Genomic DNA, 11,621 nt, shown 5'->3' with positions numbered 1-11,621 from the left:
CTCTGTCCTCGCTCCTCACGTCTGATCGCTCGGGAAACGTACGCAACGGGAGTCTAGGCCCTGGGTCCTCGGCGGCGTCCGGGTGCGGTGGTGGGGTTTTCCCCCGTACGGCTCGGCAGGGCCGCCTCATGGCGCGGGCCGACTCCCGGCGGGCAGTCTGGGCCCATGACCACCGAACCGACTCCGGCCCCGCTGCCGGCCTCGTCCCCGGCGGCACCGGTCCCGGCCCCGCTGCCGGCCTCGTCCCCGGCGGCACCGGTCCCGGCCCCGCTGCCGGACGGTGACCGCCTCCCTCCGGCGCGCCCGGCCTACGACGCCTACACCTGGCGGGAGATCGCCTTCCTGCTGAGCAACCTCCCGGTGACCGTGGTCGGTTTCACCTACGCCATGGTCGTGCTGCCGACCGCGGCCGGACTGACCGTCACCGCGATCGGGCTGCCGCTGGTCGCGCTGGCCCTGATGGGCGCGCGGCTGCTGGGCGGGCTGGAGCGCGGCCGGGCCCGCGGGCTGCTGGGCCTGCGGATCGACGAGCCGAGCCCCCTGCGGTCGCACAGCCGCTCGAACGGGTTCTTCACCCGTCTGTGGACGGCGCTGAAGGACCCGGTGGGCTGGCGGTCGATGCTCTACCAGCTGATCCGGCTGCCCTGGGGGGTGGTCACCTTCACGGTGACGCTGACCGGCCTGTTCGTGCTGTGGCCGGTGCTCCCCTATCTGGTGCGCGCGATGACGACGGTGGACCGGGCGATGGTCCGGGGCCTGCTGTCGCCCTCCCCCGACCTGGAGCGGCGGATCGCCGAACTGGAGTCCGACCGGGGCGTCGTGATCGACACCGCCGCCGCCGACCTGCGGCGCATCGAGCGCGACCTGCACGACGGCGCCCAGGCCCGGCTGGTCAACCTGGCGATGGGGCTGGGTCTGGCCAAGGAGAAGCTGCTGGAGGACCCGGAGACCGCCGCGGCCATGGTCGACGAGGCGCACGGCGAGGTGAAGCTCGCCCTCCAGGAGCTGCGCGACCTGGCCCGCGGCATCCATCCGGCGGTGCTCACCGACCGGGGTCTGGACGCGGCGCTGTCCTCGGTGTCGTCCCGCTGCACCGTTCCGGTGCGGGTGTCGGTGGAGCTGGAGAGCCGGCCGGCCGAGGCCGTCGAGGGCATCGCCTACTTCACCGTCTCGGAGCTCCTGCAGAACGTCAGCAAGCACAGCGGGGCGCGCACCGCCTCGGTGGACGTGTGGCGCTCCGGGGACCGGCTGATGCTCCAGGTCCACGACGACGGCCGGGGCGGCGCGCGGCTCGACGCCGGGACGGGCCTGGCGGGGCTGGCCGAACGGCTGGGCGCGGTGGACGGCGTGTTCGTCGTGGACTCGCCCGAGGGCGGACCGACCACGGTCACCGCCGAACTGCCCTGGCGGGACCGGCCCGTCACCCTGACGAAGGAAGGCTGACGCCATGACCGCCGTCCACCCCTGGAAGCGGACCGCCCACGCCCCCGCGGTGCTGGCCCCGCTGCTGGACCCCGCCACCGCCCTGGCCGTCCTGCACTCGCTGCTCAACCTGCCGGTCGCCGTCGTGCTGTTCACCTACGTGGTGACCGCCCTGTCGCTGGGCGCCGGACTGCTGGTGACGGTGATCGGGCTGCCGGTCCTGGTGCTGGCCCTGGTCGGCTGCCGTCTGCTCGGCACGGCGGAGCGGGCCCGGGTGCGGCTGCTGCTGGGCGTGCGGGTCGCCGCGCCGGAGCCCCTGGAGCCGCGCGGGGACGCGCCGCGGCCGGTCGCCTGGTGCGGCGCGGTGCTGCGCAGCGGGTCGACCTGGCGGCAGGCGCTGTACGCCCTGGTGCACCTGCCGTGGGCGGTGGTCTCCTTCACCGTGACGGTGACCCTGTGGACGGCCGGACCGGCGCTGCTGACGTTGCCCCTCTGGTACTGGACGCTGCCGGCCGACAACCGGGAGATCCACCTCTTCGGCGACGGCTCGCTGTGGGGCTCCACGCCGCTCGAGCTGCTGGTGGCCTGCCTGGTGGGCGCGGCGGTGACCCTGGGCGCGGCCTGGACGACGCGCGCGACGGCCGCGGTCGACGCGGCGCTGGCCCGCGGCCTGCTCGGGCCCTCGGGGCGGACCGCGCGCTGACGGCCGCGCCGACGGGGCGCGGGGGTGTGACCGGCGGGGGCGGAAACGCCCCCGCCGCTGTGATGTTGCTGGGATGCTGGGCTCGTGGAGAACGCGGAGGACAACAGGGTGCGGGTCGTCATCGCCGAGGATTCGGTGCTGCTGCGTGAGGGGCTGACGCGGCTGCTCACCGACCGGGGCCACGAGGTGGTCGCGGGGGTCGGCGACGGCGAGGGACTGGTCAGGACGGTCTCGGACCTCGCCGCGCGGAAGGAGCTGCCCGACGTGGTGGTGGCCGACGTGCGGATGCCGCCCACCCATACGGACGAAGGGGTGCGGGCCGCCGTCCGGATCCGCAAGGACCATCCCGAGGTGGGCGTGCTGGTGCTCTCGCAGTACGTGGAGGAGCGGTACGCCACCGAACTGCTGGCCGGCTCCAGCCGGGGCGTGGGCTACCTGCTCAAGGACCGGGTGGCCGACATCCGCGAGTTCACCGACGCGGTGGTCCGGGTGGCCGGGGGCGGGACGGCGCTGGACCCCGAGGTGGTGGCCCAGCTCCTCGGCCGCAGCCGCCGCCAGGACGTGCTGGAGGGGCTGACCCCGCGCGAGCGGGAGGTGCTGGGGCTGATGGCGGAGGGCCGGACGAACTCGGCGATCGCCCGCAGGCTGGTGGTCAGCGACGGAGCGGTGGAGAAGCACGTCAGCAACATCTTCATGAAGCTGGGCCTGGCGCAGAGTGACGGGGATCACCGCCGGGTTCTCGCCGTCCTCACCTACCTGAACTCCTGAGCCGGTGCCACCCTGGAGGCCGGGCCGCTACTGACAGTTTGTCAGCAGCGTCCGGCGCCGCGCTCCAGCGCCATGCGAGTCCGAGCGAATGACACAGGAAGGCAGCCCTTACAGACTTAGGGTTGAAGCGGGGCCACCGGTCCGAGGCGGCTCCCGCACATGCCGCCCAGGGAGGTCCAGTTCAGTGACCAGCCAGGTCAGTACAGAGCGTGAACCGGCAGCGGCGAAGGACGTCCGCCGGCTGGAACGGGTGGTCATCCGCTTCGCGGGTGACTCGGGTGACGGGATGCAGCTCACCGGCGACCGATTCACCTCGGAGACGGCGTCCTTCGGCAACGACCTGTCGACCCTGCCCAACTTCCCCGCCGAGATCCGCGCCCCCGCAGGCACCCTCCCGGGCGTCTCCTCGTTCCAGCTCCACTTCGCGGATCACGACATCCTCACCCCCGGCGACGCACCGAACGTGCTGGTCGCCATGAACCCGGCCGCGCTCAAGGCGAACCTCGCCGACCTGCCGCGCGGCGCGGAGATCATCGTCAACACCGACGAGTTCACCCCCCGCGCGCTGCAGAAGGTCGGCTACGCGGCCGACCCGCTGGCCGACGGCTCGCTGGACGGCTACCAGGTGCACCCGGTGCCGCTGACCACCCTCACGGTGGAGGCGCTCAAGGAATTCGGTCTCACCCGGAAGGAGGCCGAGCGGAGCAAGAACATGTTCGCGCTGGGCCTGCTGAGCTGGATGTACCACCGGCCGACCGAGGGTACCGAGGCCTTCCTGCGGAAGAAGTTCGCCAGGAAGCCGCAGATCGCCGAGGCGAACATCGCGGCCTTCCGGGCGGGGTGGAACTTCGGTGAGACCACGGAGGACTTCGCCGTCTCCTACGAGGTGGCCCCGGCCTCGCGGGCGTTCCCGCCCGGCCGGTACCGCAACATCTCCGGCAACCTGGCGCTCTCCTACGGCCTGATCGCGGCCTCCCGCCAGGCCGGACTGCCCCTCTACCTGGGCTCCTACCCGATCACCCCGGCCTCCGACATCCTGCACGAGCTCAGCCGGCACAAGAACTTCGGCGTGCGCACCTTCCAGGCGGAGGACGAGATCGCCGGCATCGGCGCCGCGCTCGGCGCGGCCTTCGGCGGTTCGCTGGCGGTCACCACCACCTCCGGCCCGGGCGTGGCGCTGAAGTCCGAGACGGTGGGCCTCGCGGTCTCGCTGGAGCTGCCGCTGCTGATCGTGGACATCCAGCGCGGCGGCCCGTCGACGGGCCTGCCCACCAAGACGGAGCAGGCGGACCTGCTCCAGGCGATGTACGGCCGCAACGGCGAGGCGCCGGTCCCGGTGGTCGCGCCGCGCACCCCGGCGGACTGCTTCGACGCCGCGCTGGAGGCCGCCCGGATCGCCCTGACCTACCGCACCCCGGTCTTCCTGCTCTCCGACGGCTACCTCGCCAACGGCAGCGAGCCCTGGCGGATCCCGGAGGTGGCCGATCTGCCCGACCTGCGGGTGGCCTTCGCCGACGGGCCGAACCACACCACCGAGGACGGCGTCGAGGTCTTCTGGCCGTACAAGCGCGACCCCGAGACGCTGGCCCGCCCCTGGGCGGTCCCGGGCACGCCGGGCCTGGAGCACCGGATCGGCGGCATCGAGAAGCAGGACGGCACGGGCAACATCTCCTACGACCCGGCCAACCACGACTTCATGGTGCGCACCCGCCAGGCCAAGGTGGACGGCATCGCGGTGCCGGACGTCGAGGTCGACGACCCGGACGGCGACGCCCGGACCCTGGTCCTCGGCTGGGGCTCCACCTACGGGCCGATCACGGCGGCGGTGCGCCGGCTGCGCGGCATCGGCCACGCGGTCGCCCAGGCCCACCTGCGGCACCTCAACCCGTTCCCGGCGAACCTCGGCGAGGTGCTCCGGGCCTACGACAAGGTGGTGGTCCCGGAGATGAACCTGGGCCAGCTCACCTCCCTCCTCCGGGCGAAGTACCTGGTCGACGCCCGCTCCCACACCCAGGTCAACGGCATGCCGTTCAAGGCGGAGCAGCTCGCCGCGGCGCTGAAGGAGGCCATCGATGGCTGAGAACCTGCTCCAGCTGGTCCCCAAGGCGGACGGCCGGCAGACGATGAAGGACTTCAAGTCGGACCAGGAGGTCCGCTGGTGCCCGGGCTGCGGCGACTACGCGATCCTCGCCGCCGTGCAGGCGTTCATGCCGGAGCTGGGGCTGGCGAAGGAGAACATCGTCTTCGTCTCCGGCATCGGCTGCTCCTCCCGCTTCCCGTACTACATGAACACCTACGGGATGCACTCCATCCACGGCCGCGCCCCGGCCATCGCCACCGGCCTGGCCACCTCGCGGCGGGACCTGAGCGTCTGGGTGGTCACCGGTGACGGCGACGCCCTGTCCATCGGCGGCAACCACCTGATCCACGCCCTGCGCCGGAACGTCAATCTGAAGATCCTGCTGTTCAACAACCGGATCTACGGACTGACCAAGGGCCAGTACTCCCCCACCTCGGAGCTCGGCAAGATCACCAAGTCGACCCCGATGGGCTCGCTGGACGCCCCCTTCAACCCGGTGTCCCTGGCACTGGGAGCGGAGGCGAGCTTCGTGGCGCGGACGGTGGACTCCGACCGCAAGCACCTCACCGAGGTGCTCCGGCAGGCCGCCGCCCACGAGGGCACGGCGCTCGTGGAGATCTACCAGAACTGCAACATCTTCAACGACGGCGCCTTCGACGTGATCAAGGACCGGGATCAGGCGCAGGAGGCCGTGATCCGCCTGGAGCACGGGCAGCCGATCCGCTTCGGCGCGGACGGCGCCAAGGGGGTGGTCCGCGACCGGGCCTCCGGCGACCTGGCGGTGGTCGACGTCACGCCGGAGAACGAGGCCGAGGTCCTGGTCCACGACGCGCACGCCGCCTCGCCGACCACGGCCTTCGCGCTCTCCCGCCTGGCCGACCCGGACACCCTGCACCACACGCCCATCGGCGTCCTGCGGTCGGTGCGGCGCCCGGTGTACGACACGCTGATGGCGCGCCAGCTGGAGGACGCCGTCGAGCGGCAGGGCGAGGGCGACCTGGGGGCGCTGCTCGCCGGCAGCGACACCTGGACCGTCACCGGCTGAGCCGGCTGACCCGGTGCGCCCCGCGCGACCCCCTGTCAGGACCGTATGTCGATACGGGAATGACAGCGGGGTCGCGCGACGTTACCTTCCGAACGTGCCGACGCTGCGGGAGCGAGGCATGCAGAAGGAGGAGACATGCCCCAGCCGGCGCCGCGGAACGAGAACAAGATCGGTCTGCTGAACGGATTCGCCGCCTACGGCATGTGGGGCCTGGTCCCCCTCTTCTGGCCGCTGCTGAAGCCCTCCGGCGCCGCCGAGATCCTGGCGCACCGCATGATCTGGTCGCTGGTGCTGGTCGGCGCGATCCTCCTGGTGATACGCCGCTGGGCCTGGGCCGGCGAGCTGATACGCCAGCCGCGCAAGCTGGCGCTGATCGCCGTGGCCGCGGCCGTGATCACCGTCAACTGGGGCGTCTACATCTGGGCGGTCAACGCCGGGCAGGTCGTCGAGGCCTCCCTCGGCTACTTCATCAACCCGCTGGTCACCATCGCGCTCGGCGTGCTCCTGCTGAAGGAGCGGCTGCGCCCCGTCCAGTGGGCGGCGGTCGGCATCGGCCTGGCCGCCGTGGTGGTGCTGACCGTCGGCTACGGCCGTCTGCCGTGGATCTCCCTCACCCTCGCGTTCTCCTTCGCCGCGTACGGCCTGGTGAAGAAGAAGGTGAACCTCGGCGGCCTGGAGTCCATGGCCGCGGAGACCGCACTCCAGTTCCTGCCCGCCCTCGCCTACCTGCTGTGGCTGGGGTCCCGGGGCAGCTCCACCTTCGGCACCGAGGGCGCCGGGCACGCCGCGCTGCTGGCCGCCACCGGTGTGGTCACCGCCGTGCCGCTGATCTGCTTCGGCGCCGCCGCGATCCGGGTCCCGCTGTCCACGCTGGGCCTGCTGCAGTACCTGGCCCCGGTCTTCCAGTTCGCGCTGGGCGTCCTCTACTTCCACGAGGCCATGCCGCCGGAGCGCTGGGCCGGCTTCGCCCTGGTCTGGCTCGCGCTGACCCTGCTCACCTGGGACGCGCTGCGCACCGCCCGCCGCTCGGCCCGCGCCCTGCGGGAGGCGGCCGCCGCGGCGGTGGCCACGGCCCCGGTGGTGGGCCCGGCCGACCCGGCGGCCGTGCCGGAGCGTGCGGCGTCGGTGCCGGAGGCGCGTGCGGCGTCGGTGCCGGAGGCGCGTGCGGCGTCGGTGCCGGAGACCGGTGCGGCGGCGGCCCTCCCGGAGGCGGGCGCGGCGGGGTCACGGGAGCGCACCGCCTGATCACGCGTTCCGGTTGCGCACGCCCGCTCACCACCCGTAAGAGTGGTGGCATGACGGAACCCACGACGCCTGTCCACTGGAAGCTCGTCGTCGACGCGGCCGACCCGCACGCCCTGGCGGACTTCTGGGCGGCCGCGCTGCGCTACCTCCCCGAGGACAACGCCCCGCTGGTGGAGAAGCTGCTGGCCGCCGGGGTGGTGCCGGCCGAGGCCACCCTGGAGTGGCGGGGCCGCGCGGCGTGGCGGAACCTGGCGGCGGTCCGGCACCCGGACGACCCGTACGACGAGGAGTCCGGCACCGGGCTGGGGCGTCGGCTGCTGTTCCAGCGGGTTCCGGAACCGAAGACGGTCAAGAACCGCCTGCACCTCGACCTCCACCCCGGCGAGGGCGTGCGCGCCGCGGAGGTGGAGCGGCTCACCGCCCTGGGCGCGCGGGTGCTGCGCGAGGTCCGCGAGCAGGGCGGCGCCTGGACGGTGATGTACGACCCCGAGGGCAACGAGTTCTGCGTCCACTGAGCCGGTGCGGGCCCCTCGGCCCGCGCGTTTTCCCGGCCCGCGCGTTGCTCGACCCCGCGCGTTCCCTCGGCCCGCGCGGCCCCCGAGTCCGTGCGGGCCTGTGGAAAACTCCGGGCCCGTCGGTCCGTCCCCCTATGGTGGAGGCAGGGCTACGGACGGCAGGGACAGGCGGTACAGGTGTGACCACGGCAACCATGACGGAGACGGACGCGGGCGGCCCCGCGGAGGCCCCCGCCCTCGAGACGCTGCGCAAGGTCTTCGGCTACGAATCCTTCCGCGGCGAGCAGCAGGCCGTGGTCGAGCACGTCGTCTCGGGCGGGGACGCGGTCGTCCTGATGCCCACCGGCGGCGGCAAGTCCCTCTGCTACCAGATCCCCGCCCTGGTCCGCCCCGGCACCGGTGTGGTGGTCTCCCCGCTGATCGCGCTGATGCAGGACCAGGTCGACGCCCTGCGGGCGGCCGGCGTGCGCGCCGGTTTCGTCAACTCCACCCTGGACCTCGACGAGCAGCGGGTGGTGGAGGCCCAGTTCCTCGCCGGTGAGCTGGACCTGCTCTACCTGGCCCCCGAGCGGCTGCGCCTGGAGTCCACGCTCAACCTGCTCTCCCGCGGCCGGATCTCCCTCTTCGCCATCGACGAGGCGCACTGCGTCGCCCAGTGGGGCCACGACTTCCGCCCCGACTACCTCGCCCTGTCGGTGCTGGGCGAGCGCTGGCCGGACGTCCCGCGGATCGCCCTGACCGCGACGGCCACCCGAGCCACCCACGAGGAGATCACCCGCCGCCTCGGCCTCGGCTCGGCGCGGCACTTCGTCGCCGGGTTCGACCGGCCGAACATCCAGTACCGGATCGTGCCCAAGGCGGAGCCGAAGAAGCAGCTCCTGGCCTTCCTGCGCGAGGAGCACCAGGGCGACGCCGGCATCGTCTACTGCCTCTCCCGGAACTCGGTCGAGAAGACCGCCGAGTTCCTGACCTCCCACGGCGTCGACGCGGTGCCGTACCACGCGGGCCTGGACTCCAGGACGCGCGCCGCGCACCAGGCCCGGTTCCTGCGCGAGGAGGGCCTGGTGGTCGTGGCGACCATCGCCTTCGGCATGGGCATCGACAAGCCGGACGTGCGGTTCGTGGCCCACCTGGACCTGCCGAAGTCGGTCGAGGGCTACTACCAGGAGACCGGCCGCGCGGGCCGCGACGGGCTGCCGTCGACGGCCTGGATGACCTACGGCCTCAACGACGTCGTCCAACTGCGGAAGATGATCCTCTCGGGCGAGGGCGACGAGTCCTTCCGCCGCCGCGCCCAGGCCCACCTGGACGCCATGCTGGCGCTGTGCGAGACGGTCCGGTGCCGCAGGGCCCAGCTGCTCGCCTACTTCGGCCAGGAGGCCGCCGAGGAGCACTGCGGCAACTGCGACACGTGCCTGAGCCCGCCGGAGACCTGGGACGCCACGGTGGCCGCGCAGAAGGTGCTGTCCACCGTGGTCCGGCTGGACCGCGAGCGGCGCCAGAAGTTCGGCGCCACCCAGATCATCGACATCCTGCTCGGCAAGCGCACGGCCAAGGTGATCCAGTTCGACCACGACCAGCTCTCGGTCTTCGGCATCGGCGAGGACCTGGCCGAGGGCGAGTGGCGCGGCGTGATCCGCCAGCTGCTGGCCCAGGGCCTGCTGTCGGTGGAGGGCGAGTACGGCACGCTGGTGCTGACCGAGGGCAGCGCCGCCGTGCTGCGCGGCGAGCGGCAGGTGCCGATGCGCAAGGAGCCCAAGAAGGTGCCCTCCGCCCGCGGCGAGCGGAAGGCCAAGGCCGCGGCGGCCGCGGCCGAGCTGCCCGAGGAGCTCCAGCCGGTCTTCGAGGCGCTGCGCGCCTGGCGGGCCGAGCGGGCCCGTGAGCAGGGCGTTCCCGCCTACGTCGTCTTCCACGACGCCACGCTGCGCGAGATCGCCGCGGCCCGCCCCTCCTCGGTGGAGGAGCTGCGCGGGATCAGCGGCATCGGCGAGAAGAAGCTGGCCACCCACGGCGAGAGCGTGGTCGAACTGCTGGCCTCGCTGGACGCCTGATCGCTCAGATGAGATGACCAACGCCCTATTGCACACATCACGGTGAGCTGTCAACCCGTCACAGGGGCGTGCCGGAGGATCCGTATTCTCTGTTCATGCCCGCACCCGCCGCCTATGCGCCCCCCTCCCGTGCGCTCCCCGCGTACGCGCTCGTCGCCACCGATCTGGACGGCACGCTCCTGCGTGACGACGACACCGTCTCACCCCGCACCCGCGCCGCACTGGGGTGCGCGGCCAGGGCGGGGGCCCGCCATCTGGTGGTGACCGGCCGCCCCGCGCCGCGGGTCCGCGGCCTGCTCGCCGGGATCGGCGGCGGCTTCGCGGTGTGCGGCCAGGGCGCGCAGCTCTACGACGCCGACCGGGACCGCCTGGTGTGGTCGATGACCCTGGACCGGGAGCTGGCGGAGACCGCGCTCGGCAAGATCGAGGCCGAGGTGGGCCAGGTGTACGCGGCCGTCGACCAGGACGGCGTCCGGGGGCTCACGCTGATCGAGCCCGGCTACCGGATGGCGCGGCCCACGCTGCCCTCGGTGCGGGTCGGCCGGCGCGACGACCTGTGGGAGCGGCCCATCACCAAGGTGCTGCTGTCCCATCCCCGGCTGTCCGACGACGAGCTGACCGCGGTGGCCGCCGCCGCGGTGGGCTCGCTGGCCACGGTGACGATGTCCGGCCCCGGCACCGTGGAGCTGCAGCCGCACGGCGTCACCAAGGCGACCGGCCTGGCCATGGCCGCGTCCCGGCTGGGCCTCGGCCCGGAGGACGCCATCGCCTTCGGCGACATGCCCAACGACGTGCCCATGTTCAGATGGGCGGCCCACGGCGTCGCCATGGCCAACGCGCACGCCGAGCTGAAGGCGGTGGCCGACGAGGTCACCACCACCAACGAGGACGACGGCGTGGCCGTCGTCCTCGAGCGGTTGTTCCCGTCCCCGTGCGCCACGGGCGACGGGGCCGGTCAGTAGGGACCGTTGACGTTGTCGATCGAGCCGTAGCGGTCGGCCGCGTAGTTGCAGGCGGCGACGATGTTGGCGACCGGGTCGAACGGCGAGGGCTCGGTGCCCTCGACGTGGTACGCGTCGAAGGTGGGGTCGATCACCTGCAGCAGGCCCTTGGAGGGGATGCCGTTGATCGCGTTGATGTCCCAGTCGTTGATGGCCAGCGGGTTGCCCGAGGACTCGCGCATCACGTTGCGGTGGATGCCCTCGTAGGTGCCCGGGATGTCGTGCTTCGCCATGACGGCGAGGGCCTCGCGGATCCATCCGTCGAGGTTGTCCTGGGTGGCGGCCAGGTGGGTGACCTTGTTGCCCGGGGCGACGGCCACCGCACCCTGGGCGACCTGCGCCTGGGCGGCCTGCGTCTGGGCGGCCGGGGCCTCGGCGGCCCAGGCGCCGGTGGCGCCCACGACCGGGGCGGCGACGACGGCCGCGGCGACGGCCAGGGCCGAGGCGGTACGGGTGAGACGGGACATTGCGCTCTTCCTTTCCGGCGCCTGCGAGGTGAGCTGTCGGGTTCGGGCCAGAAAGGCTGCCCGGCCGATCGCCCTGGCGGGCGACGGGCTTCACCCCGAGCCGTCCGGAGCGCGCTCCGGTCCGGCGGTGTACCTGGGTCCCCCGCTCCTGCCGTGCGTGGAATGGATCGGTGAGGGCCGGACGGCGGCAGGACTCGGCGTTCCACCCGGCTGGCGCGAAACGTATGTGAGAGCGGATGTCCGAAACAAGTACGAACTCTGGCGATCAAGCCCCTTGATCATGGTTACGGGTGATTTGCCCCTCGCCCGCCCGCACCGGGCCAC

10 protein-coding genes and 1 riboswitch are annotated in these 11,621 nt (G+C 72.8%); of the genes, 9 read left to right on the top strand and 1 reads right to left on the bottom strand.

What is annotated here, in order from left to right:
• Positions 1-270: 270 nt before the first annotated feature.
• The 9 genes from ABZ836_RS00330 to ABZ836_RS00290 all read left to right on the top strand — a co-directional run bounded on the left by ABZ836_RS00330 (position 271) and on the right by ABZ836_RS00290 (position 10,791).
• Positions 271-1,443, top strand: coding sequence for a sensor domain-containing protein (locus ABZ836_RS00330; RefSeq protein ID WP_356129195.1), 1,173 nt, complete (start codon positions 271-273; stop codon positions 1,441-1,443).
• Positions 1,444-1,447: 4 nt separating this feature from the next.
• On the top strand, positions 1,448-2,125 hold the full coding sequence (locus tag ABZ836_RS00325) for a sensor domain-containing protein (RefSeq protein ID WP_361138040.1): 678 nt from the start codon (positions 1,448-1,450) through the stop codon (positions 2,123-2,125).
• Between the two features lie 108 nt (positions 2,126-2,233).
• The gene (locus ABZ836_RS00320) at positions 2,234-2,893 is read left to right on the top strand and encodes a response regulator transcription factor (protein WP_356129193.1); all 660 of its coding nucleotides are present in this window, start codon (positions 2,234-2,236) and stop codon (positions 2,891-2,893) included.
• A 184-nt stretch (positions 2,894-3,077) separates the two neighbouring features.
• Positions 3,078-4,973 carry a 2-oxoacid:acceptor oxidoreductase subunit alpha gene (locus ABZ836_RS00315; protein ID WP_356128502.1) on the top strand — a complete coding sequence of 632 codons (1,896 nt, stop codon included), beginning with the start codon at positions 3,078-3,080 and terminating at the stop codon, positions 4,971-4,973.
• A complete protein-coding gene (locus ABZ836_RS00310; protein WP_361138038.1) occupies positions 4,966-6,018 on the top strand; it encodes a 2-oxoacid:ferredoxin oxidoreductase subunit beta in 1,053 nt (350 codons plus the stop codon). The genes ABZ836_RS00315 and ABZ836_RS00310 overlap by 8 nt, the downstream gene beginning before the upstream one ends.
• 135 nt (positions 6,019-6,153) lie before the next feature.
• Positions 6,154-7,263 (top strand): EamA family transporter RarD, encoded by a 1,110-nt coding sequence (rarD, locus tag ABZ836_RS00305; RefSeq protein ID WP_356128496.1) that lies wholly within the window; start codon positions 6,154-6,156, stop codon positions 7,261-7,263.
• A gap of 50 nt (positions 7,264-7,313) precedes the next feature.
• A complete protein-coding gene (locus tag ABZ836_RS00300; protein WP_356128493.1) occupies positions 7,314-7,778 on the top strand; it encodes a VOC family protein in 465 nt (154 codons plus the stop codon).
• Between the two features lie 194 nt (positions 7,779-7,972).
• Positions 7,973-9,829, top strand: a complete 1,857-nt coding sequence (recQ, locus tag ABZ836_RS00295; RefSeq protein WP_356128490.1) for a DNA helicase RecQ — start codon at positions 7,973-7,975, stop codon at positions 9,827-9,829.
• 95 nt (positions 9,830-9,924) lie between these two features.
• Positions 9,925-10,791 (top strand): HAD family hydrolase, encoded by an 867-nt coding sequence (locus ABZ836_RS00290; protein ID WP_356128487.1) that lies wholly within the window; start codon positions 9,925-9,927, stop codon positions 10,789-10,791.
• Here the strand turns inward: ABZ836_RS00290 and ABZ836_RS00285 are convergent.
• Positions 10,785-11,297, bottom strand: a complete 513-nt coding sequence (locus tag ABZ836_RS00285; protein WP_361138035.1) for a transglycosylase SLT domain-containing protein — start codon at positions 11,295-11,297, stop codon at positions 10,785-10,787. The genes ABZ836_RS00290 and ABZ836_RS00285 overlap by 7 nt on opposite strands.
• Before the next feature lie 5 nt (positions 11,298-11,302).
• Positions 11,303-11,480: riboswitch (cyclic di-AMP (ydaO/yuaA leader) on the bottom strand.
• Between the last annotated feature and the right edge of the window lie 141 nt (positions 11,481-11,621).

The organism is Streptomyces sp. NPDC047130, from assembly GCF_040643475.1.
Classification (GTDB): Bacteria; Actinomycetota; Actinomycetes; order Streptomycetales; family Streptomycetaceae; genus Streptomyces.
This window is presented reverse-complemented; position numbering and strand designations above follow the sequence as displayed.

What these genes read in the sequence shown, in the direction of transcription:
- ABZ836_RS00300 (WP_356128493.1), top strand. Translation starts at nt 7,314, where the DNA reads ATGACGGAACCCACGACGCCTGTCCACTGGAAGCTCGTCGTCGACGCG.
- ABZ836_RS00285 (WP_361138035.1), bottom strand. Translation starts at nt 11,297, where the DNA reads ATGTCCCGTCTCACCCGTACCGCCTCGGCCCTGGCCGTCGCCGCGGCC.
- rarD (WP_356128496.1), top strand. Translation starts at nt 6,154, where the DNA reads ATGCCCCAGCCGGCGCCGCGGAACGAGAACAAGATCGGTCTGCTGAAC.
- ABZ836_RS00310 (WP_361138038.1), top strand. Translation starts at nt 4,966, where the DNA reads ATGGCTGAGAACCTGCTCCAGCTGGTCCCCAAGGCGGACGGCCGGCAG.
- recQ (WP_356128490.1), top strand. Translation starts at nt 7,973, where the DNA reads ATGACGGAGACGGACGCGGGCGGCCCCGCGGAGGCCCCCGCCCTCGAG.
- ABZ836_RS00325 (WP_361138040.1), top strand. Translation starts at nt 1,448, where the DNA reads ATGACCGCCGTCCACCCCTGGAAGCGGACCGCCCACGCCCCCGCGGTG.
- ABZ836_RS00290 (WP_356128487.1), top strand. Translation starts at nt 9,925, where the DNA reads ATGCCCGCACCCGCCGCCTATGCGCCCCCCTCCCGTGCGCTCCCCGCG.